21 protein-coding genes and 1 pseudogene are annotated in these 20,722 nt (G+C 71.2%); 6 read left to right on the forward strand and 16 right to left on the reverse strand.

The features are described 5' to 3' along the window. Positions 1-143: 143 nt before the first annotated feature. From cbiE to AC5WS8_RS11800, 5 genes are all read right to left on the reverse strand, one after another. Positions 144-1,352, reverse strand: coding sequence for a precorrin-6y C5,15-methyltransferase (decarboxylating) subunit CbiE (cbiE, locus tag AC5WS8_RS11780; RefSeq protein ID WP_496103274.1), 1,209 nt, complete (start codon positions 1,350-1,352; stop codon positions 144-146). Positions 1,353-1,478: 126 nt separating this feature from the next. Continuing rightward, positions 1,479-2,117: a GNAT family N-acetyltransferase gene (locus AC5WS8_RS11785; RefSeq protein WP_496103275.1), complete on the reverse strand. Its 639-nt coding sequence runs from the start codon at positions 2,115-2,117 to the stop codon at positions 1,479-1,481. Between the two features lie 167 nt (positions 2,118-2,284). Continuing rightward, positions 2,285-3,118: a MetQ/NlpA family ABC transporter substrate-binding protein gene (locus AC5WS8_RS11790; protein ID WP_496103276.1), complete on the reverse strand. Its 834-nt coding sequence runs from the start codon at positions 3,116-3,118 to the stop codon at positions 2,285-2,287. A 78-nt stretch (positions 3,119-3,196) separates the two neighbouring features. Beyond that, positions 3,197-3,943 carry a methionine ABC transporter permease gene (locus AC5WS8_RS11795; RefSeq protein WP_496103277.1) on the reverse strand — a complete coding sequence of 249 codons (747 nt, stop codon included), beginning with the start codon at positions 3,941-3,943 and terminating at the stop codon, positions 3,197-3,199. Next, positions 3,940-4,983 carry a methionine ABC transporter ATP-binding protein gene (locus AC5WS8_RS11800; RefSeq protein ID WP_496103278.1) on the reverse strand — a complete coding sequence of 348 codons (1,044 nt, stop codon included), beginning with the start codon at positions 4,981-4,983 and terminating at the stop codon, positions 3,940-3,942. The genes AC5WS8_RS11795 and AC5WS8_RS11800 overlap by 4 nt, the downstream gene beginning before the upstream one ends. 452 nt (positions 4,984-5,435) lie before the next feature. On the opposite strand from AC5WS8_RS11800, the gene AC5WS8_RS11805 reads away from it, so the two are divergent. After that, a complete protein-coding gene (locus AC5WS8_RS11805; protein ID WP_496103279.1) occupies positions 5,436-5,795 on the forward strand; it encodes a hypothetical protein in 360 nt (119 codons plus the stop codon). 1 nt (position 5,796) lies between these two features. Further along, positions 5,797-6,228 (forward strand): hypothetical protein, encoded by a 432-nt coding sequence (locus AC5WS8_RS11810; RefSeq protein WP_496103280.1) that lies wholly within the window; start codon positions 5,797-5,799, stop codon positions 6,226-6,228. Between the two features lie 38 nt (positions 6,229-6,266). Here the strand turns inward: AC5WS8_RS11810 and AC5WS8_RS11815 are convergent, their stop codons facing one another. The 3 genes and pseudogenes from AC5WS8_RS11815 to AC5WS8_RS11825 form a co-directional block, all read right to left on the reverse strand. Beyond that, positions 6,267-6,764: a GNAT family N-acetyltransferase gene (locus tag AC5WS8_RS11815; RefSeq protein ID WP_496103281.1), complete on the reverse strand. Its 498-nt coding sequence runs from the start codon at positions 6,762-6,764 to the stop codon at positions 6,267-6,269. Positions 6,765-6,809: 45 nt separating this feature from the next. Then, positions 6,810-7,316, reverse strand: a complete 507-nt coding sequence (locus AC5WS8_RS11820; protein WP_496103282.1) for an RNA polymerase sigma factor — start codon at positions 7,314-7,316, stop codon at positions 6,810-6,812. A gap of 88 nt (positions 7,317-7,404) precedes the next feature. After that, positions 7,405-7,612 (reverse strand): annotated as a pseudogene (locus tag AC5WS8_RS11825) (glycerophosphodiester phosphodiesterase); the annotation flags it as partial. Positions 7,613-7,934: 322 nt separating this feature from the next. On the opposite strand from AC5WS8_RS11825, the gene AC5WS8_RS11830 reads away from it, so the two are divergent. Then, on the forward strand, positions 7,935-8,624 hold the full coding sequence (locus tag AC5WS8_RS11830; RefSeq protein ID WP_496103283.1) for a lysophospholipid acyltransferase family protein: 690 nt from the start codon (positions 7,935-7,937) through the stop codon (positions 8,622-8,624). A gap of 30 nt (positions 8,625-8,654) precedes the next feature. On the opposite strand, the gene AC5WS8_RS11835 is transcribed toward AC5WS8_RS11830, so the two are convergent. The 6 genes from AC5WS8_RS11835 to AC5WS8_RS11860 form a co-directional block, all read right to left on the reverse strand. After that, positions 8,655-10,187, reverse strand: coding sequence for an MFS transporter (locus AC5WS8_RS11835; protein WP_496103284.1), 1,533 nt, complete (start codon positions 10,185-10,187; stop codon positions 8,655-8,657). Further along, positions 10,184-10,735, reverse strand: coding sequence for a TetR/AcrR family transcriptional regulator (locus AC5WS8_RS11840; protein ID WP_496103285.1), 552 nt, complete (start codon positions 10,733-10,735; stop codon positions 10,184-10,186). Before AC5WS8_RS11840 ends, AC5WS8_RS11835 begins: the two co-directional genes overlap by 4 nt. Before the next feature lie 83 nt (positions 10,736-10,818). After that, positions 10,819-11,790 carry an aldo/keto reductase gene (locus AC5WS8_RS11845; RefSeq protein ID WP_496103286.1) on the reverse strand — a complete coding sequence of 324 codons (972 nt, stop codon included), beginning with the start codon at positions 11,788-11,790 and terminating at the stop codon, positions 10,819-10,821. A 92-nt stretch (positions 11,791-11,882) separates the two neighbouring features. Next, positions 11,883-12,692: an alpha/beta fold hydrolase gene (locus tag AC5WS8_RS11850; protein WP_496103287.1), complete on the reverse strand. Its 810-nt coding sequence runs from the start codon at positions 12,690-12,692 to the stop codon at positions 11,883-11,885. A 235-nt stretch (positions 12,693-12,927) separates the two neighbouring features. Next, positions 12,928-14,358: an argininosuccinate lyase gene (gene argH / locus AC5WS8_RS11855; protein ID WP_496103288.1), complete on the reverse strand. Its 1,431-nt coding sequence runs from the start codon at positions 14,356-14,358 to the stop codon at positions 12,928-12,930. 98 nt (positions 14,359-14,456) lie between these two features. Beyond that, a complete protein-coding gene (locus AC5WS8_RS11860) occupies positions 14,457-15,659 on the reverse strand; it encodes an argininosuccinate synthase (protein WP_496103289.1) in 1,203 nt (400 codons plus the stop codon). Between the two features lie 324 nt (positions 15,660-15,983). Between AC5WS8_RS11860 and AC5WS8_RS11865 the strand changes: the two genes are divergently transcribed. From AC5WS8_RS11865 to AC5WS8_RS11875, 3 genes are all read left to right on the forward strand, one after another. Continuing rightward, positions 15,984-16,862: a hypothetical protein gene (locus AC5WS8_RS11865; RefSeq protein ID WP_496103290.1), complete on the forward strand. Its 879-nt coding sequence runs from the start codon at positions 15,984-15,986 to the stop codon at positions 16,860-16,862. 138 nt (positions 16,863-17,000) lie between these two features. Then, on the forward strand, positions 17,001-17,588 hold the full coding sequence (locus AC5WS8_RS11870; RefSeq protein WP_496103291.1) for a pyridoxamine 5'-phosphate oxidase family protein: 588 nt from the start codon (positions 17,001-17,003) through the stop codon (positions 17,586-17,588). 3 nt (positions 17,589-17,591) lie between these two features. Beyond that, positions 17,592-18,296 carry a L,D-transpeptidase family protein gene (locus AC5WS8_RS11875; RefSeq protein WP_496103292.1) on the forward strand — a complete coding sequence of 235 codons (705 nt, stop codon included), beginning with the start codon at positions 17,592-17,594 and terminating at the stop codon, positions 18,294-18,296. Here AC5WS8_RS11875 and AC5WS8_RS11880 read toward each other — a convergent pair. Beyond that, entirely contained in the window at positions 18,283-19,785 is a 1,503-nt protein-coding gene (locus AC5WS8_RS11880; RefSeq protein WP_496103293.1) for a sensor histidine kinase, read from the reverse strand. The genes AC5WS8_RS11875 and AC5WS8_RS11880 overlap by 14 nt on opposite strands. Next, entirely contained in the window at positions 19,782-20,522 is a 741-nt protein-coding gene (locus tag AC5WS8_RS11885; protein WP_496103294.1) for a response regulator transcription factor, read from the reverse strand. Before AC5WS8_RS11885 ends, AC5WS8_RS11880 begins: the two co-directional genes overlap by 4 nt. Positions 20,523-20,722: the final 200 nt, after the last annotated feature.

The following is a 20,722-nucleotide window of genomic DNA, read 5'->3' on the forward strand; positions in this document are numbered from 1 at the left end:
CGCCACGTTGCGCGCCCTCCGGTCCGGCCGTACCGTCTCCACCCCAAAAGAGGTGTGCTTTCCGGACATTGGCTGACGAATGCCGGATCACCCGAGTACGGTACGACGGTCGGCCAGCCTACCGCGCCGGTACGACAACCGGATCACGGGGAGCGTTCGGCCAATCGGCCGCTGAGCAGGAACGCGACACTCCGCTCCTTCTCCGTCCAGGCCCGCGTGTCGAGTTCGACGGACTGCAGCAGGGCGCACTCGACGTCGTAGCCGTGTTCGGTGAGGTCCCTGCCGACGAGTTCGGCCGCGTCACGGGTCGCGGCATGGGTGACGATGCGCTGCGGGCGGCGGTCGGCGACGGCGGAGACGACCGCCGCTCCCCCGCCGCCGACGCGGACGACGTCCGGTTCCGGCAGGTTCTCCAGGATGTGCGGGGCGGCGCCGTGCACGACCTGGAGCTGGACGCCGAAGTGGCGTGCGGCGGCCGTGGTACGGCCGCATGCGTCGAGGTCCTGGTCGACGGCGATGACGGCGGCCCCGCAGCGGGCGGCCTCCACGGTGAACGCTCCGCTGCCGCTGCCGATGTCCCACACCAGGTCGCCCACCCGGGGCCCCAGGCGGGCGAGTTGGGCGGCGCGCAGCAGATCCGTCTCCCCTTCGCCGAGTCCCCCGCCGTACGCCTCGGCCGGCAGGGCCCAGCCGCGTGGTCCGGTGCCCGGGTCGCGGCCGGCGATCCAGCCGCCGTCGGCCGCGGTGACGGGTCCGCCGATGACGATGACGACGTTGGGGTCGCGCCAGGTGTGGTCGGCGGCCTTGTCGGAGGTGACGACGGTGACCTGTTCGCGTTGGGTGCCGAGCTCCTCACAGATGACGAAGGTGCGGTGGACGCCGTCGAGGAGCAGTCCGAGCTCGGCGGGTCCGGCTCCGGGTGAGGTAAGGACCGCGACTTTGGTGTGGGCGCGGCATACGTTGACCGCACGGCGCAGGGTGCGGCGGTGTGCGACGACCACCTGTGCGTCGTCCCAGGGCATCCCGGCGCGCGCGAAGGCGGCGGCCACGGAGGAGACGGCGGGGACGACTTCCACCTCCAGGCCGTACTCGGGGGCGCGCAGCGTGCGTACGACACCGAAGAAGCCCGGGTCGCCGTCGGCGAGGACGACGGCGGTGCCGCGGTGGGCGGCGATGCGGCGGGCGGCGAGGGCGACACTGCCGAGGCGGATGCGCTCGGCGGCCGGCGGCACTTCGGGAAGGGCGAGGTGGTGGGCCGCGCCGGCGACGAGCGTGGCGGCCCCGAGGGCGGAGCGCGCCGCTGCGGTCAGCGGCGAGCCGTCCCAGCCGATCACCGTGACCCGGTCGGCCATCGTCGTCAGTCTCCAGGTTTCGTGCAGGTCGTCAGGGGGCAGCCCGTACGGCGGGCTCCGTGAGGGTATCCCGTTCGGCTGCGCGTACTCGCCCCGGGACGGGCCCGTGGGAGCGGTTCCTCGCCGTCAGTTCCAGTTCGGGAACGACGTGAAACCCCCTGTGTCGGCCAGCTCGTCGCTGACCCCGTCGAGGTCCTCCGGCAGCAGGCTCCACACGATGAAGTCGGTCCGTACGTCCGTCCAGGTGCCGTCCGCCGCACGGACGTGCGCTATGCAGGCGTTGCGCAGGACGCCCTCGCTGATGCAGCCGATCTTCTGGGCGACCTGCTGGGAGGCGGTGTTGTCGGCCGCGGTGCGCAGTTCGATCCGCTCGAACTTCTGGTCCGAGAAGAGCCATTGGGCGGTCGCGAGCGCGGCCTCGCAGGCGTAGCCCTCACCGCGTGCCCAGGGGGCGATGATGTACGACAGTTCCGTGGACCGCACCTGCCAGTTGGTCTTCGTGAGCTGGACGACGCCCACCAGACGCTGGGTGAGGAACTCGGTGACGGCGAGGTCGAGGCCGCGGCCCGCGGCGCGCTCGGCGGGCGCGTGCTCGGTGATCCAGGCGCGGGCGCCCTCCTCGGTGAACGGCTGGGGCACGTCGGTCCAGGCGCCGACCAGCTCGTCGTTCATCATCTCGGCCAGCGCGGGGACGTCGTCCTCGTCGAGAGGGCGCAGGACCAACCGCTCCGTGCTGATGGAGACGTTGGGGAAGGTGCTCGTCATTGCGCCGCTCCGTAACCTTCGAAAAAACCGTCAGGGCCTGCTGAACTGCCCAGCATGCAGCATCGGGGCGGCGAAACGCACCACGGGGTCCACACCCGGTGAGGGAGCGGACCCGGTGCGTGGCGATACGCGGTGTGCGCGGCGCCGCCGGCGGACGGCGGACGGGATCAGAAGGACGGGATGACCGACCCCTGGTACTTGTCCTCGATGAACTTCTTCACCTCGGGCGAGACGAGGAGCCTGGCCAGCTTCCTGACCCGCGGGTCGTTCTCGTGGCCCTTCTCGACCGCGAGGAAGTTGCCGTAGGGGTTGTTCTTCGCGGACTCCAGGACGAGCGCGTCCTTGGCGGGCTTCAGGCCGGAGGAGATGGCGTAGTTGCCGTTGATCACCGCGGCGTCCACATCGTCCAGGGAGCGCGGGGTCTGGGCCGCCTCCAGCTCCTTGAACCTGAGGTTCTTCGGGTTCTGGGCGATGTCCTGGGGGGTCGCCTCGTTGCCCACGCCGCTCCTGAGCGTGACGAGACCGTTCGCGGCGAGCAGTTCGAGCGCGCGCGCCTCGTTGACCGTGTCGTTCGGGATGGCGACGGTCGCACCGCTCTTCAGCTCGTCCGCCTTCTTGATCTTGTGCGAGTACAGGCCGAGGGGCTCCAGGTGCACCGTGACGACGGGCACGATGTGGGTGCCGTTCTTCTTGTTGAAGTCGTCGAGGTACGGCTGGTTCTGGAAGTAGTTGGCACCGACCGACCCGTCCTCGGTCGCCGTGTTCGGCGTGACGTAGTCGGTGAACTCCTTCACCTCGAGGTCGAGGCCCGCCTTCTTCGCCAGGTTGTCCTTGACGAAGTTCAGGATCTCGGCGTGCGGGGTGGGGCTCGCGGCGACGACGAGCGGGCCGTCGGAACCGGAGGAGGCGGAGCTGCGCCGGCCGGAGCCGCAGGCGCTGAGCCCGAAGGTGAGGGCTGCCGCGGCGAGGACGGCGGTGATGATCTTGGCGGTGTTACGCACGAAAAGTGCCTTTCCTTATGGGTGGTGCGACCCCGTCATGGTTCACGGGGAGTTCAGGGGGTGCGGGCGCGGCGTGGCTCAGGCGGCCTTGCGCACATCGGCCGTCGCGGGCTCCTCCGTCTTCAGCAGCCGCAGCTCGGGTGCCGGTCCGGAGCGGCCGCCGCGGCGGTGCAGGGCGCGGGCCGCGAAGTCGCCGGCGAACTGGATGAGCGAGATGACGACGGCGAGGACCGCCACGGTGATCCACATCAGCCGGGTCTCGAAGCGCTGGTAGCCGTAGCGGATGGCGATGTCGCCGAGGCCGCCGGCGCCGACCGTGCCGGCCATCGCGGAGTAGCCGATGAGGGCGACGACGGTGGTGGTCGCGGAGGAGATCAGGGAGGGCAGCGCCTCGGGTACGAGGACCTTGCGCACGACGCTCCAGGTGCTGCCGCCCATCGCCTGCACGGCCTCGACGAGTCCGCCGTCCACTTCGCGGACGGCCGTCTCGACGAGGCGCGCGAAGAAGGGGATGGCGCCGACGGCGAGCGGAACGATGGCGGCCTCGCGGCCGATCGTCGTGCCCGTGACCCAGCGCGTGAAGCCCATCAGCGCCACCATCAGGATGATGAACGGCATCGAGCGGGTGATGTTCACGGCCTGTCCGAGGAGCTTGTTGGCCACGATGTTCTGGAGCAGTCCGCCGCGGTCGGTCAGCACCAGCAGCACGCCGAGCGGCAGGCCGCCGACGACGGCGATGAGGGTGGACCAGCCGACCATGTAGAGGGTGTCCCGGGAGGCCTGGGACAGCAGAGGCTGCATCGCCGAGAAATCGGTCCAGGTCACTTGGCGCCTTCCTTCACCAGCGGGGCCGCCTGGCCCACCACGTCGATCTGCAGGCCCTGCTCGCGCAGGAAGCCGATCGGCACGACGTTGTCCTCGTAGCAGCCGGGCAGTTCGATGCGCATCCGGCCGATCTGCAGGCCGCCGACGGTGTCGATGGCGGCGCCCAGGATCGAGATGTCGATGTTGTAGGTGCGGGACAGCTGCGAGACGACGGGCTGCGTGGCGGCCTCGCCCCGGAAGGTGACGTCGACGACGGTCCGGTCGTCGCCGGAGGCCTCACCACCGACCGGGAAGAGGGCGGAGGCGAGTGGGGAGCCGGGGGTGGCGAGCAGCTCGCCGACCGTGCCGGACTCGACGATGCGGCCCTTCTCCATGAGGGCGGCCGAGTCGCAGACGCTCTTGACGACGTCCATCTCGTGGGTGATGAGCAGGACGGTCAGGCCGAGCTGCCGGTTGAGGTCGCGCAGCAGCTGGAGGATGGAGCGGGTGGTCTCCGGGTCGAGGGCACTGGTCGCCTCGTCCGAGAGCAGCACGTCGGGGTCGCCGGCGAGGGCGCGGGCGATGCCGACGCGTTGCTTCTGGCCGCCGGAGAGCTGGGCCGGGTAGGCCTTGGCCTTGTCGGCGAGGCCCACGAGGTCCAGGAGTTCCAGGGCCTTGCGGGAACGTTCCTTCCCGGACTTGCCGAGGATCTCCAGGGGCAGCTCGACGTTGTCCTGGACGCTGCGCGAGGACAGCAGGTTGAAGTGCTGGAAGACCATGCCGATCCGGCTGCGTGCCGTGCGGAGCTCCTTGCCGGCGCGTGGCCCGCGGCCGGCGAGCGCGGTGAGGTCCTGACCGGCCACGGTGACCGTGCCGGAGGTGGGGCGCTCGAGGAGGTTCACGCAGCGGATGAGCGAGGACTTGCCGGCGCCCGACTGGCCGATGACGCCGTACACCTCGCCTTCGCGTACGTGCAGGTCGACGCCGTCGAGGGCGGTGACCTCGCGGCCGCGCGAACGGTCGGCCCGGTAGATTTTCGTCAGGCCCGATGTGGTGATCACTGGGTTTCCGTCACTGTCGAGTGCAGGGCGTGGGTGTGCGCCGGGCACGGGTGCGTGCATGGCAACGCGGCACGGTTCTCGCAAGGGCGATGGAACCGGGGAGAACGTGTGCGCGGGGGTCAGTCGCGTACGACGCGTGCGTACGGACACTCCACGGCGGTCTCGCTTCGGGGCGCGGGACTCCGGGCGGTGCGGGGGCCCTCTAGCAGGCGCACATTCGACACATACAACGAGCACCGGGCGTCATGGTCGCCTCGGTCGCAACAGTGCGGCAGCTCGTCGTGGTCATGGTTGCAAGTAAACCAGACACCGGGTCGGCACCTGACACAGCTGTCCGGACTGCGGACAGATCGCTCGGAGTGTGGTCAACGCCACGGCGGGCGGGGCGGCGCCGCAGTCGCCCCCCTGGGGGCGGGGACATCGGTCCTTTTGGCCCGTAATAGGGTCGCTGCATGCTTGACGCCCTGACGCTGGCGACCGGTGTCGCCGCGCTGCTGCTCGCCGCCTGGTGCGGCTGGGCCGCCCACCGTGATCAGCCCACGAAGGACTGGCACTTCATCGGCATGGCCGTGGTGACGCTGCTGGCCCTGGCCCAGCTGGGCGTCGGCATCGTCCAGCTGGCGCGGGGCGAGAAGCCGGCACAGGGCACGACGATCTTCGTGGCGTATCTGCTCGGCGCCTTCGCGTGCATCCCGGCGGCGGGCTTCATGTCGCTGGCCGAGCGCACACGGTGGGGTTCGGTGACGGTCGCGGCCGGCGGTGTGGTCCTCGCCGTGCTGGAGGTGCGGCTCTATGACATCTGGGGAGGCTGAGATGACGGCCACGCGGGAGAAGCCGGCGAAGACGCGGCTCATCGGCGGGCCCGGCATGCTGCTGGTGTGGCTGTACGGGGTGATGGTGGTCGGGGCCGTGTCGCGGTCGGCCGTACAGATCTCGACGCAGTTCGACAGGGCACCGCTCGCCTACTCGCTGTCCGCGGTCGCCGGCGTCGTCTACGGATTCATCACGTACTCGCTGGTGCGGGGCGGCGAGACGGCCCGCCGGGCGGCGTTGGTGTGCTGCGCGGCCGAGCTGGTGGGCGTGCTCACGGTGGGGACGTGGACCGTCGTCGAGCCGTCCGCCTTCCCGGACGCGACGGTCTGGTCGGACTACGGCATGGGGTACGTCTTCATTCCGGTGCTGCTGCCGCTGTCGGCCATGTACTGGTTGCGGAAGGGGGCCGTGCGTCAGGCGGAGACGGCCTGAGTCCGGCGGGACGCGCCCCGTTCGGGGCGCTCTTCCGCTTACGCCGTCGTCGCGTACGTGCCCGCCGGCTTCTCCAGGACGATCATCGGTACGCCGTCCACCCCCTCGGCCGTGCCCACCGTCTCGTAGCCGACCCGGCGGTACAGGCGCAGGTTGCCCTCGCTGCGGTGGCCGGCGCTCAGACGGAACTTCTTCGCGCCGTGCTGCTCCACCAGTGCCGCCTCCGCCGCGCGCAGCAGCCGGGCGCCGATGCCGTGGCCCTGCAGCCGCGGGTGGACGCAGAGCCTGCCGATCGAGGCGGCCCCGTCCTCCGTCACGCGGCCGCGCACCGAGCCGACCACCTCCTCGCCCAGCCGGGCCACGAAGACGCAGTCCGAGGCGACTTCCTCGCGAACCGAGTCCAGGGTCTGGACGAGCGGGGCGATGCGGTAGTTGCCGTACAGCGCGGCCTCGCTCTGGAAGCACAGGTACTGCAGCTTGAAGATCTGCTCGGCGTCCTGCTCGGACGCCACAGAGATGGTCACGCTCATGCCCATGTGCGCATGCCTCCCGCTCACCTGATCACCGATCGTCCCCCACTCCTATCCCCGCGGTTCGAGGGCCGCAACCTCCGCCGCAAGCAATCGACGCAGACATCCCAGGCATTTGGAGCGTTCCGGGCCGAGACTACCCTGTGAGATTCCCAACTCCCCGGCGATTTCCCGGTACGTCAGGTCCTGCGGGGACAGCAAGGCCGCCACGAGGCGCGGACAGCGGCCGGGGAGGCGGCGCACGGCGGCGTGCAGTGCCCGGCGCCGGGCGGCGAAGAGCGCCTGCTGCTCCGGGTCGCGACGGGTGTCGTCGGCCGGGTCACCGCAGTACGGCAGTTCGAGGCGGGCGGCGCGTCGGCCACGGCGTGCCTCCAGTCGGACCGCGCGGCGCAGCCATTCCTGCGGGTCGACGAGGGGCCGGCCGGCCTCGAGCCGCTCCAGGAGCCGTAGCCACACCGCCTGTTCCAGATCGCCCGGCTCCATCCCGGCCGCGTGCGCCTCCGCCGAGGCCTCGGCGGCGAGCAGCGGACGCAGGGTGCTGACCATCTCGTGCCTCATGCACGACGGGACGCCTCCGCCCCGGCGACGGGTTGCCGGGGCGGACGGGAGTCACCCCGACGGGGTACTCGTGGCGCGTGTCGACCGCTCAGCCGCGCAGGAAGTCCTCGCGGGCGAGCACGCCGGTGTCGGCGTTGTCGGTGAAGACGCCGTCGACGCCGGTCGCGAAGTAGGTCCGGAACGCGCCGAAGACGTCGCCGTGGGCCGTCGGGTCCGCGCCCTTCTGGCAAGTCCGCGGGCAGGAAGGTGTTCTCGTCACGCACCGTGTACGGGTGCGGGATCAGGCCCGCGCCATGTGTTCCTTCCGCCGCGCCTACCGGAAGCGGCTCGATCGCAGGTGCGGACGTGACGGCCGGGAGACGTGTGCGGGAACGCGTGGCGGACGCGGACCGTCCCCCGTGGGTGCATGGTGACGGCGTCGGCGGATACTCTGACTGACGGACCGTCACCCGCCGGTGCGGCGTTCGCCACACCCGTCCGGCGGATGACGAAGGTGCTACAGAACCGTCGTCGCAGGTAAACACTCGTCAATGACGCGTATCCACTCGGTGACCCGGTGTGCGACAGGCCGGGCGTCACGAGTATCGTCCTCACCTGCACAGACTCATACCGCATCCCTTGACACCGGAGGGCCCGTTGTCCCGCTTCGTGCTCATCAAGGCAGTGCTCGGACCGATCATGCGCCTGATGTTCCGCCCACGGGTGGAGGGCGTGGAGCACATCCCGGCCGACGGCCCGGTCATCATGGCCGGCAACCACCTGACGTTCATCGACTCCATCGTGCTGCCCATCGTGACCAAGCGGCAGGTGTTCTTCATCGGCAAGGACGAGTACGTCACCGGCAAGGGCGTCAAGGGCCGGCTGATGGCCTGGTTCTTCACGGGCGTCGGCATGATCCCGGTCGACCGGGACGGCGCGAGCGGCGGTGTGGCCGCGCTGATGACCGGGCGCCGGGTGCTGGAGGAGGGCAAGGTGTTCGGTATCTACCCGGAGGGCACGCGCTCGCCCGACGGGCGGCTGTACCGGGGGCGCACCGGTATCGCGCGGCTGACGCTGATGACCGGGGCGCCGGTGGTGCCGTTCGCGATGATCGGCACGGACAAGTTGCAGCCCGGCGGGCGGGGGATGCCCCGTCCGGGGCGGGTCACCGTGCGGTTCGGTCAGCCGATGGAGTTCTCCCGGTACGACGGGATGGACCGGGACCGGTACGTCCTGCGGGCCGTCACCGATTCCGTGATGACGGAGGTCATGCGGCTCTCGGGGCAGGAGTACGTGGACATGTACGCCACGAAGGCGAAGGCCGCGTAGCCACAGACGCCCCTGACGGGGGGCGCCCCCCTAACGGGAGGTGCGCCCTCCGTCCAGCTTCTGACCGCGCAGCAGGAACCACGCCGCCACCGCCGTCGCCAGCAGAACCGCCGCGCCCGCCCCCGTCGCCAGTCGGAATCCCTCCACGAACGCCTCGCGGGCCGACGTGAGCAGTGTCTCGGCGGTGGCCGGCGGCAGCTGCGCCGCCGTCTCCACCGCACCGCCCAGTGAGGCGCGTGCTGTGGCGGGGGTGCCCGGCGGGGCCGGGAAGGTCCGGTAGGTGCCCGTGACGATCGAGCCGAGCAGGGCGATGCCGAGGGCCGCGCCGAGTTCGTACGCCGTCTCCGAGACCGCGGAGGCGGCACCCGCCTGGTCCTTGGGCACGCCGGAGAGGATCACGTCCGAGGTGACGGTGAACGACAGGCCGGCGCCGACGCCCACGACCAGCAGCGCGGTCCCGATCAGCGAGTAGCCCGTGGTCCGGTCGAGCAGGGTGAGGGCGGCCAGCGCCAGGCCCACCGCGGCGAGCCCGCCGGAGACCACCGCCCGTACCGAGAAGCGCCGGGCCGCCGTGCCCGCGGCCAGGCCCGCCGCCACCGCGCCGACCGCGGCGGGCAGTTCGGCCAGACCGGCCTCGAACGGGTGCCTGCCCTGGACCAGTTGCAGGTACTGGGAGAGGAAGAAGACCAGTCCGGACATGCCGAGCACGGTCAGCAGGTCCGCGAGCACCGCCCCGCTGAACCCCCGGCTCCGGAACAGCCGCATGTCCAGCAGGGGGACCGGCAGCGTCAGTTGACGGCGTACGAAGCCGGCGAGCGCGGCGGCACCGAGGAGCCCGGCGGTCGTGGCCGGCCAGGTGAATCCGTGGGCGGCCGTCTCCTTGACGGCGTACACCACGCCGATCATCCCGACGAGCGACAGGATGACGCCCGGCAGATCCCACGGCCCCGGGTGCGGGTCGCGGGACTCGGGCAGGGTCCTGATGCCGACCAGGACCAGGACCACCATCACCGGCAGGTTGATGAGGAAGACCGAGCCCCACCAGAAGTGCTCGAGCAGCAGGCCGCCGACGATCGGGCCGACCGCCGTCCCCGCCGAGGCGGTGGCGCCCCAGATGCCGACGGCGAGGCTGCGCTCGCGCGGGTCGTGGAAGATGTTGCGGATCAGGGCCAGCGTGGCGGGCATCAGGGTCGCGCCCGCGACACCGAGGAGCGCCCGGGCCAGGATCATCGTCTCCGGCGACTGGGCGTAGGCGTTCAGGACGGATGTCGCGCCGAAGGCCGTGGCGCCGCCGAGGAGGATGCGCTTGCGGCCGACGCGGTCACCGAGGCTGCCCATGGAGACGAGCAGACCGGCGATGACGAAGGAGTAGACGTCGCCGATCCACAGCAGCTGGGTGCCCGAGGGCCTGAGGTCCTCGCTGATGAAGGGGGTCGCGAGACCGAGGACGGTCGCGTCCACGGCCACCAGCAGCACGGCGAGCACGAGGACGCAGAGCGCGAGCCACCGGCCCGGGCGCTTCTCCGCCTGCGGCGCCTCGGTCGGCTGCAGGATGCCGGTCATGGTTCCTCTCTCCGTAGGGCGCCGCCGAGCAACAGCTCGGCGATCATGGTGGGGAAGTCCCGGGCGGCCACACGGCCGTCCAGTACCGCCCAGGCGCACGAGGCGATCAGTCCGTACAGCGCCTCGGTCAGCCAGGCCGGGGGAAGGTCGATGCGGAACTCGCCGCCGTCCCGGCCGCGCCGGAACACCGCGGTGATCCGGGTGTCGATCCGCGTCCAGCCCTCGTTCTGCCCCTCGCCCTCCCAGAGCTGGTTCTCGCCGTAGAGGAAGGCGAGCAGTCCGGCCGCGGGCTGGATCTCGCGTACCAGCCTGCGTACGGCGTCGGTCGCCGGGCCCTCGTCCAGCCGGGCGGCGTCCAGCGCCGCCTCGCACGCCTCGATGCCGAGCGCCTCCAGGGCCCGCACGAGCGCGTCGCGCCCGGCGAAGTGGCGGTGCAGCGTGGCCCGGCTGATCCCGGCCGCCTTGGCGACCTCGTCCATGGTCGCGGTGGATTTGCGGGTCAGCAGGGCGGCTGCGCTGCGCAGCACGTGGTCACGATCGACAGCCATGAGACAAGCATAGAGCAAGTGAGACATGGTTGTCTCATGACAGGCGTGGTCGTCTCACTTGGTCGCCGGGTCCCGGCGTGAACTCAGTGCCAGGGCAACTGCCCGCGCCGCTCCCAGTACGTACCCGGGTCCTCCGCGAGCACCTCGAGACGGGCCAGCTGGTCATCGTCGAGGTCGACGGCGGCGGCGCGCAGGTTCGAGGCGAGCTGGCCGGTGGTGGCCGCGCCGGAGAGGACGACGCCCACCCAGGGACGGCGCAGGATCACGGCGAGGGCGACCGCGTCGCAGCCGAGGGACGCCCGGGCGGCCACGGCCTTGAGGGCGTCCGGCGCGTGCGGATCCGCCAGTCGCCCGTTGGCCATGCCCTCCTTGACGATCACGGTGAGCCCCGCGTCGTGGGCCTCCGCGAGGGCGGGCCCGGCGGAGGTCTCGAGCAGGTTGTAGGTGGACTGGACGGTACGGAAGAGGGGCTCCCCGTCGACCGTCACGGCGAGCGCGGCGCGGATCGCTTCGGCCTGCGCCGGGCCGCTGGTGGAGAACCCGACGGTGAGGCCCCGGGCGGCCGCCTCGGCCAGCCGGGTGTGGAGTTCCTTGTCGGTCAGGGCCGGGCTGTCCGGTGTGACGGAGTGGATCTGGTAGAGATCGAGCCGGTCGCCGAGCAGCGCGGTGGTCTCGGCACGCTGCCGCTCGTAGGTCGCGACACCGTGGTCCTTGACCTCGTGCTGCTCGGCGTCGGTGGTCCACTGCGCGGTGTAGGTGTAGCCCCACTTGCTGCCGACGACCACGTCGTCGATGCCGGGGCGGGCGGTCAGCCACTCGGCGAGGAACTCCTCCGAACGGCCGTAGGAACGGGCCACGTCGAAATAGCGGACGCCCTGGGCGTAGGCGGCGTCCAGGAGTTCATGGGTGCGCTCGCGCAGGGCGTCGACGGTGCGGTCGGCAGGAAGGTCCCGGTCGCGGCCGAGGTTGATGTAGCCCGGGCGGCCGACGGCGGCCAGTCCGAGTCCGATGTGCACGGTGGCCGCGGTGGCGGCGGCCAGACGACCGAAGGGCATGCGGGCTCCTTGCACTCTCGGCGGGCCGGGAACCCGCCCCAATCTACCGGGGCGTCCGGTTCACCCCGCGCCGACCGCCGGGGCCCGTCGATTCACCCGGTGCTGACGCAGCGCGGTTCGAAGGCCGGGTCGGCCGGACCCTGCCGGTCCAGGGCGTTGAACACCCACTGCTCGACAAGCGGCGACTTGGGGGCCTGGTCGTGCTCGGTGGTGTCGAGCGGACAGCGGTCCTGGAGCAGCACGTTGGTCACGTACGAGGCCGGGCCGTCGAGGAAGGCACTGGTGTACGGGACCACGACCTCGTCGTCACGAGTGGTGATCACCGTGTAGTCCGGGCCGACCGGGGTCTCGGGGTCGGAGTTGAGCTGCGCCAGGAAGGCCGAGCCGGCGGTCTGGTCGACGCAGGAGGGGCACACGGTGGCGCCGGCGGCGAGGGCGAGGGGGTTGGTGGTCCCGTGGTTGGAGGGGACGATGCCGACGAGGTCGTCGACCTTGGTCGCGCCGCCGAGGAACTTGACGTAGTAGCGGGGCATCATGCCGCCCTGGCTGTGGCCGACGATGTCGACCTTCCTGGCGCCGGTCGCGCCGAGCACCGCGTTCACGAAGTCCCGCAGCTCGGCCGCCGAGTCCGGGATCGGGGCGGTCTCCAGGTCGCCGTAGTCGAAGGAGAAGACGCAGTAACCGGCGTTCGCCAGCGCGGGCGAGAGGGTCAGCCAGTTCTCGTACGACGTCTTGAAGGTGCCGTTCACCAGGACCACCGGCTGCGGGTGGGCCGAGTCCGGCTTGCAGGACCAGTCGTTGGCGCCCGGTGGCGCGATGTCGACGGTGTCCGCGCCCGCCCGGGCGGTGAGACCGACGGTGCACAGCGCCGCGGTCGCGGCGACCGCGAGGAGCCGGGCCATTCCTCTTCCACTCAGTCCACTTCGACCACGTCGTCCGCGCATGATGTCCCTTTCGTGCTCGGTACGGGCCGACCGTCGTTCGGCAATGCCGACCAGTCGGCCACAAGCGGAATGGTTACCTCCGAGTAGTCGAGCGTCAAGAATCGGGACAGTGGCTGAAACTCATCTGTTACCCGGGCCCGGACAGCACGAAGGGCTCGGACACGCGGTCCGAGCCCTTCCGGGGGAGGTCCTGCTACGCTCGCCCGGCCGTGGCCCACTCCCGCTGCGCGGCGAGGTCCGCCTTCACCTCGGCGAGCTGCACGGCGACCGCCTCGGGTGCCGTGCCGCCGCGGCCGTGGCGGGAGGCGAGGGCGCCGGGGACGTCGAGTACGGAGCGCACCTCGGGGGTGAGGTGGGAGCTGATCTTCGCGAACTGCTCGTCCGTCAGTTCGTCCAGCTCCTTGCCCTCGGCCTCGGCGGCCTTCACGCACTCGCCGGCCACCTCGTGCGCCACCCGGAACGGCACGCCCTGCTTGACCAGCCACTCGGCGATGTCGGTGGCGAGCGAGAAGCCGGCCGGGGCCAGCTCCTCCATCCGCTCGCGGTGCACCGTCAGGGTGGCCATCATGCCGGTGAACGCCGGAAGCAGGACCTCCAGCTGGTCGATGGAGTCGAAGACCGGCTCCTTGTCCTCCTGGAGGTCGCGGTTGTACGCGAGCGGGAGGGCCTTCAGGGTCGCCAGCAGGCCCGTCAGGTTGCCGATCAGGCGGCCGGACTTGCCGCGCGCCAGCTCGGCGATGTCCGGGTTCTTCTTCTGCGGCATGATCGACGAGCCGGTGGAGAAGGCGTCGTGGAGCGTGACGAAGGAGAACTCCTTCGTGTTCCAGATGATGACCTCCTCGGCGATCCGGGAGAGGTTCACGCCGATCATCGCGGCGATGAAGGCGAACTCGGCGACGAAGTCCCGGGAGGCCGTGCCGTCGATGGAGTTGCCCACGCTGCCGCGCTCGAAGCCCAGGTCCGCGGCGACCGCCTGCGGGTCCAGACCGAGGGAGGACCCGGCCAGGGCGCCGGAGCCGTACGGCGACACCGCCGTCCGCTCGTCCCACTGGCGCAGCCGTTCGGCGTCCCGGGACAGGGACTGGACGTGGGCGAGGACGTGGTGCGCGAAGAGCACCGGCTGGGCGTGCTGGAGGTGGGTGCGGCCGGGCATCGCCACGTCCGGGTGGGCCTCCGCCAGGCCGATCAGGGCGCCCTGGAGGTCGGCGATCAGAGCGCCGACGATCCGGGCGTGGTCGCGCAGGTACATCCGGAAGAGGGTGGCGACCTGGTCGTTCCTCGACCGGCCCGCGCGCAGCTTGCCGCCCAGCTCCGGGCCGAGGCGCTCCAGCAGGCCCCGCTCCAGGGCCGTGTGCACGTCCTCGTCGGCGATCGTGCCGGTGAAGGAGCCGTCGGCGACGTCCGTCTCGAGCCGGTCGAGTCCCGCCAGCATCCGCGTCAGCTCGTCGTCCGTGAGGAGCCCCGCCTTGTGCAGGACGCGCGCGTGGGCCCGGGATCCGGCGATGTCGTACGGCGCGAGCCGCCAGTCGAAGTGGACGGACGCGGACAGCTTCGCCAGGGCCTCGGCGGGACCGTCGGCGAAACGGCCGCCCCAGAGCCGTACGTCACCGGTGTTGCTGCTCACTTGGGTCGCTCCTAGAGAGGGTCTCGATGTGCCACCGCCTCCCCGGCGCCGCGGGGAGGCGGTGGTCAGGCTGGTGGGCCGGTCAGGCGGGATTCACCTCAGGCTTCGCCCGCGATGTCACGCCGTGCGGCGATCTTCGACGACAGGCTGTAGATGTCGATGAAGCCCCTGGCCGCGGACTGGTCGAACGTGTCGCCGGTGTCGTACGTCGCGAGGTTGAAGTCGTACAGCGACGCCTCCGAGCGGCGGCCGGTGACGACCGCGCGGCCGCCGTGCAGGGTCATGCGGATGTCGCCGGAGACGTGCCGGTTGGCCTCGTCGATGAAGCCGTCCAGGGCGCGCTTCAGCGGGGAGAACCACTGGCCGTCGTAGACCAGTTCGCCCCAGCGCTGCTCGACCTGGCGCTTGTAGCGGGCGAGTTCGCGCTCGACGGTGACGTTCTCCAGCTCCTGGTGGGCGGTGATCAGGGCGATCGCGCCCGGAGCCTCGTACACCTCACGGGACTTGATGCCGACGAGGCGGTCCTCGACCATGTCGATCCGGCCGATGCCCTGAGCGCCGGCGCGCTCGTTGAGCTGCTGGACCGCCTGCAGGACGGTGACGGGCCTGCCGTCGACGGCGACCGGGACGCCCTCCTCGAAGCTGATGATCACCTCGTCGGGATCATGGGGTGCGGCCGGGTTCTGGGTGTACTCGTAGATGTCCTCGACCGGGGCGTTCCAGATGTCCTCGAGGAAGCCGGTCTCGACGGCGCGGCCGAAGACGTTCTGGTCGATGGAGTACGGGGACTTCTTGGTGGTCGCGATCGGCAGGCCCTTGGCCTCGCAGAACGCGATGGCCTTGTCGCGGGTCATCGCGTAGTCGCGGACCGGGGCGATGCACTTCAGGTCGGGGGCGAGGGCGACGATGCCGGCCTCGAAGCGGACCTGGTCGTTGCCCTTGCCGGTGCAGCCGTGGGCGACCGTGGTGGCGCCGTGCTTCTTGGCGGCGGCGACGAGGTGCTTGACGATCGCCGGCCGGGACAGGGCGGAGACCAGCGGGTAGCGGTCCATGTAGAGCGCGTTGGCCTTGATCGCCGGGAGGCAGTACTCCTCGGCGAACTCGTCCCTGGCGTCGGCGACCTCGGCCTCCACGGCACCGCAGGCGAGCGCGCGCTTGCGGATGACGTCCAGGTCCTCGCCGCCCTGGCCGACGTCCACCGCGACGGCGACGACCTCGGCGCCCGTCTCCTCGGCGATCCAGCCGATGGCGACGGAGGTGTCCAGACCGCCCGAGTAGGCGAGTACGACGCGCTCGGTCACGGGGTTCTCCTCACACTGCGCTCACTGACATGCATGAGTATGCAGAGTTCCGCATGATTCGTCAATGCGATGCTCAGGCGATCTCCCAGCCGGCACCCGGGCGATCCCCCGACCGCCGGCTTACGACTGGCCCACGACCACCCTCAGGCCGGCTTCCGGCCGGCCTCCGAGGGGTCGGCGAGCCGCTTTTCGCCCACCCGTTGAACGCAAGCAATCGCTTTCCCGTATCTCTCGCCGAACGCAGGCGCCGCGTTTTCACAGCAGTCACCCAGTGACTGCCGTGTTCGTCACGGGCAGTCACCCCGACCCGAGTGAGGCATCTTCATGTCCAGGGCTCTTCCGAAGTACAACAAGCGCCGCGTCGCGATCATCGGCGGCGCCGCCGCAGTGGTGCTCTCCGGCGCGGTCATCGCCGGTTCCGCCCTCGCCGGGGAGACGTCCAAGAGCAACGACGCCCGGACCCTGTCGACGGGGCCCGGCACGATCACCTGCCCGGACGTGAAGTCGCAGCTCCCCGCGGTCCCCGCTGCCGCCCAGGCCGAGGTGGACCGCAACCTCCAGCTGCTCGACACCCAGATAGCCGAGGCCGACAAGCGTCTGGTGGACACCGTGGGCCAGGGCGGACCCAACTTCGTCAACAACGCGATCCTCGGCCCGCTCAAGGACAAGCGGGTGGCGACGATCAACCGGATCGCGACGGCGATCGGCCGCACGGCCACCAAGCCGCAGGGGCTGGACGCGCTCGCGCCGTGCGCCCTCAACGCGGGCGGCGCGGCGGCCACCCAGCAGGCCGGGGGCAACAACAGCGGGAACGCCGGCAACGGGAACGCCAACAAGGGGAACATGGGGAACAAGGGCAACAAGGGAAACAACGGCAAAAAGGGCATCGCCGCCGGTGGCAGCACCGCCGCGGGCACCGTCTCCTGCCCCGACGTGAAGCCGAAGCTGCCCGCGATCCCGGCCTCGGCCCAGGCCGAGGTGGACCGCAACCTGGCCCTGCTCAACACCCAGATCGACGAGGCCGACAAGCGGCTCGCCTCCTCGGTGGGCCAGGGCGGTCCGAACTTCGTCCAGAACGCGATCCTCGGCCCGCTGGCGGACAAGCGGAAGTCCACCATCGACCGCATCGCCATCGCGATCGGCCGGACGTCCGCCAAGCCGCAGGGCCTGGACTCCCTGGCCGCCTGCACGCTCACCAAGTGACGTGACAGGCGCTGTGGCCGCCCCGCGCGCCGGCCGGGGCGGCCACAAGCGACCGGAAGCCGTCGTTCGAGGGAAATCCCCGGCCGTTCCGGCCAATTCCTTAGACAGTCGAAGGATCCGCCCCGATACTCGGTGGACATGGGAAAGACCTATGAGCGCATGGACGGCAGGCTGCGCACGTTCATCGAGGCACAACCCCTGTTCTTCACCGCGACCGCTCCCCTGTCGGGCGACGGCACGGTCAACCTCTCCCCCAAGGGCCTCAAGGGCTCGTTCGCCGTCCTCGACGAACGCACGGTGGCGTACCTGGACTTCGCCGGGAGCAACGCCGAGACGATCGCGCACCTGCGCGAGAACGGCCGGATCACCCTCATGTGGTGCGCGTTCCAGGGGCCGCCGAACATCGTGCGCGTGCACGGCCGCGGCGAGCCGGTCTTCCGCGACGACCCCCGCTTCAAGGAACTGCTCACGCATTTCCCGGACATCGACCCCGCCCCGCACGGTCTGCGCGCCGTCATCGTCGTGACGGCCGAGCTGATCCGGGACACCTGTGGCTACGCGGTGCCCTTCATGGCCTATGAGGAGGACCGCGACCTGCACGCCAAGCGCTTCGCGCGCGAGGACGACGCCTCCCTCGATGAGTACTTCCGGCGGAAGGAACACATCCGAACGAGTCTGGACGGCCTGCCGGGACTGCCGTTGCCCCTGCCTCCGTCTACGGTCTGAGGCATGCGCCCCGGTGTCGTCGCCGCTCTCGCCTCCGCCTCCCTCCTCCTGCTCGGTGCCACGCCGGACCCCGCCGAGGACGCCCCGCTTCCCGAGCGGATGGCGGACACCGGCGGCGGCACCCAGCTGATCACCGCGCAGGCCCCCACGACCGGCGCGACATCGGGCACCGTCGCCTGGTGGGACCGCATCGGCGGGCGGTGGGTGAAGGCGGGCTCGGCACCCGCGCGCTTCGGGGCGAAGGGGCTCGTGGAGGGCGGTTCGCGCCTGCAGGGCACGAGCACGACACCGACGGGCCTGTACGACCTCCCGTTCGCGTTCGGCATCAAGGCCGCGCCCCCGGGTGCGAGGGCGCCGTACCGGCGGGTGCGACAGGACACCTGGTGGTGCCAGGACAACGACGCGCTCTCCTACAACCGCTGGACGGAGCCCCTCCCCGCCGACTGCCGCGCCTCCGAGTCGGAACACCTCATCACGTACGAGCCGCAGTACGACCACGCCTTCGTCATCGGGTTCAACTACCACCTGCCGGTGCGGGGACGCGGCGCCGGCATCTTCCTGCACATCAACGGCAAGGGTGCCACGGAGGGTTGTGTTTCGGTGCCCGAGGAGGCGATGGAGCGGATCCTGACCTGGGCGGATCCCGGGCACCGGCCGCACATCGCGATCGGGACGGCAGGCGGGGCGACCGTGATCACTCGCTACTAGGTCGGCCCGGGCCGCCGACCGGCAGGCGCACCGTGAACGTCGTCGACCCCGGACGGCTCTCCAGGTCCACGCTCCCTCCGTGCGCCTCCGTCACCGCCGCCACGATCGACAGGCCCAGACCCGCTCCGCCGCCGCGGGTTTCCGGGCGGCGGCGGTGTTCGGCCCGGGTGAAGCGTTCGAAGACCCCCGGCTGGATGTCGGCCGGGATCCCCGGGCCGTCGTCGTGGACCTCGAGCAGGGCGGTGGCACCGTCCGTCTCCAGGCACACGGTCACCTTGGTGCCCACAGGTGTGTGCAGACGCGCGTTGGCCAGCAGGTTCGCCAGCACCTGGTGAAGCCGGTGGGGGTCTCCCGTGACCGACACCGGCTCCTCCGGCAACTCCATCGTCCAGCCGTGGCCGGGACCCGCGGCCCGGGCGTCCGCCACCGCGTCGAGGACCAGGCGCGTGAGGTCGACGGGGCGCCGCTCCAGCGGACGGCCGGCGTCCAGGCGGGCCAGGAGCAGCATCTCGTCCACCATCTCGCCCATGCGCCCCGACTCCGCGGCGATCCGCTCCAGGGCGCGGGTCACCTCCGGCGGCACCGGACCGGGATGCAGCAGCGCCAGCTCGGCGTGCCCCCGGACCGAGGCGACCGGAGTGCGCAGTTCGTGGCTGGCGTCGGCGGCGAAGCTGCGCAGCCGCTCCTCGCTGGCGTGCCGCTTGGTGAGCGCGTCCTCGACATGGCCGAGCATGCGGTTGAAGGCGGAGGCGACCCGGCCCACCTCGCTGCGCGGGTCGCTGTCCGGGGCGCGCGGTGGCAGCGCGACCTCGCCGCTGGCCAGCGGGAGCTCACTGACCCGGGTGGCGGTCGCGGCGACCCGGCTGAGCGGACGCAGGGACCAGCGCACCCAGAGAGCGCCCGCGACACCGGTGGCCGCGAGGGCCGCGCCGAAGACGACCGCGGCGACGAGCTCCAGGCGGTGCACCGCGGCGTCCACCGGCTCGAGCGGCAGCCCGGTGATCAGTACGTCACCGTCCAGGCCCCCGGTCGCCACGAGACGGTACGCGCCGAGGGAGGACAGGCACACGCTGTGGCCCCTGCCGTCCACGGGCATCGCGGCGAGCGTGCGCTCGTCCCGCGCGTTCAGGGGGGCGCTGAGGTCGGTGCTGTCGCTGCCGGGGTGGACCAGACCCACGTTGGTGACCCTGCCCCCGACCAGCCGGGCGCCGAAGGTGCCGGAGGACTGCTTACGGGTGTCGGCGTGCTCGTCGCCGTCGTGGTCCGACGGTTTGATGCCGTGCTCCAGACTCGCCGCGAACCGCGGGCCGACGTCCCGCAGCTGTTGGTCCAGCCGGCCGGTGAGGAAGCCGTTCAGCTCCACGACGGCGGCCACGCCGACGGCGGCGCAGCTGAGCGCCAGCAGCACGACGAGCCCGGCGGTGAGCCGGGCCCGCAGGGTCCGCGGCCGGGGCAGACGCCGTACCGCTGCGCGCAGCCGGGTCCTCACCGGGCCACCGGCTTCAGCACGTACCCGGCCCCGCGCACCGTGTGGATCATGGGCTCCCGGCCGACGTCCACCTTCTTGCGCAGGTAGGAGATGTACAGCTCGACGACGTGGGCCTGGCCGCCGAAGTCGTAGGACCAGACCCGGTCGAGGATCTGGGCCTTGCTGAGCACCCGCCGAGGATTGCGCATCAGGAAGCGCAGCAGCTCGAACTCGGTCGGCGACAGCTCGATCAGCTCCCCGGCCCGGGTGACCTCACGGGCCTCCTCGTCCATGATCAGGTCCCCGACGGCCAGCCGGGGCCCGTCCTCCAGCTGCCGGGCCATGCCGGCGCGGCGCAGCAGACCACGCAGCCGCGCGATGACCTCCTCCAGGCTGAACGGCTTGGTCACATAGTCGTCGCCGCCCGCCGTGATCCCGGCGATGCGGTCCTCCACGGCGTCCCGCGCGGTGAGGAAGAGCACACACACGTCCGGTTTCACGGCGTGCAGCTCGCGCAGCACGGTGAAGCCGTCGATGTCGGGGAGCATCACGTCCAGGACGACGGCATCGGGCATCAGGTCACGCGCTTCGGCGACGGCGGTGGCGCCGTCGCCGGCGGTGCGCACCTCCCAGCCCTCGTAGCGCAGGGCTCCGGACATCACCTCGGCGAGGTCGGGGTCGTCGTCGACGACGAGGACGCGCAGGGACGTGCCGTCGGGGCGGGCGAGGGCCGGGCGGCCGGAGCGGGGTGTGTTCATCGCGCTTACCAGGATCCCCCCTGGGGGCAGCGGCCGATGGCACGGGCCGCTCTGAGTTCCCTATGAGTGACGAGCCGCGGCCTCGAAGAGTTCCCTGACCAGGCCGATCCTCGCTCGCCCCCTTCAGGACACCCTCAGATTCCTCAGAGCCGTCTGAGAAGTTCCGCCTGCACAGTGGCCGGGTCGGTACGCCCGAAAGG

The sequence above is a fragment of the Streptomyces sp. PTL18 genome (assembly GCF_059510295.1).

Coding starts and splice junctions, on each gene's coding strand:
- AC5WS8_RS11850 (WP_496103287.1), bottom strand. CDS start 12,692: ATGGCCCGGCTCCTCGCGGTCGCCGCGACCGCGGCGCTGTGCACCGTC.
- AC5WS8_RS11835 (WP_496103284.1), bottom strand. CDS start 10,187: ATGACCGGCATCCTGCAGCCGACCGAGGCGCCGCAGGCGGAGAAGCGC.
- AC5WS8_RS11875 (WP_496103292.1), top strand. CDS start 17,592: ATGCGCCCCGGTGTCGTCGCCGCTCTCGCCTCCGCCTCCCTCCTCCTG.
- AC5WS8_RS11815 (WP_496103281.1), bottom strand. CDS start 6,764: ATGGGCATGAGCGTGACCATCTCTGTGGCGTCCGAGCAGGACGCCGAG.
- AC5WS8_RS11870 (WP_496103291.1), top strand. CDS start 17,001: ATGGGAAAGACCTATGAGCGCATGGACGGCAGGCTGCGCACGTTCATC.
- cbiE (WP_496103274.1), bottom strand. CDS start 1,352: ATGGCCGACCGGGTCACGGTGATCGGCTGGGACGGCTCGCCGCTGACC.
- AC5WS8_RS11820 (WP_496103282.1), bottom strand. CDS start 7,316: ATGAGGCACGAGATGGTCAGCACCCTGCGTCCGCTGCTCGCCGCCGAG.
- AC5WS8_RS11785 (WP_496103275.1), bottom strand. CDS start 2,117: ATGACGAGCACCTTCCCCAACGTCTCCATCAGCACGGAGCGGTTGGTC.
- AC5WS8_RS11805 (WP_496103279.1), top strand. CDS start 5,436: ATGCTTGACGCCCTGACGCTGGCGACCGGTGTCGCCGCGCTGCTGCTC.
- AC5WS8_RS11810 (WP_496103280.1), top strand. CDS start 5,797: ATGACGGCCACGCGGGAGAAGCCGGCGAAGACGCGGCTCATCGGCGGG.
- AC5WS8_RS11840 (WP_496103285.1), bottom strand. CDS start 10,735: ATGGCTGTCGATCGTGACCACGTGCTGCGCAGCGCAGCCGCCCTGCTG.
- AC5WS8_RS11885 (WP_496103294.1), bottom strand. CDS start 20,522: ATGAACACACCCCGCTCCGGCCGCCCGGCCCTCGCCCGCCCCGACGGC.
- AC5WS8_RS11865 (WP_496103290.1), top strand. CDS start 15,984: ATGTCCAGGGCTCTTCCGAAGTACAACAAGCGCCGCGTCGCGATCATC.
- AC5WS8_RS11845 (WP_496103286.1), bottom strand. CDS start 11,790: ATGCCCTTCGGTCGTCTGGCCGCCGCCACCGCGGCCACCGTGCACATC.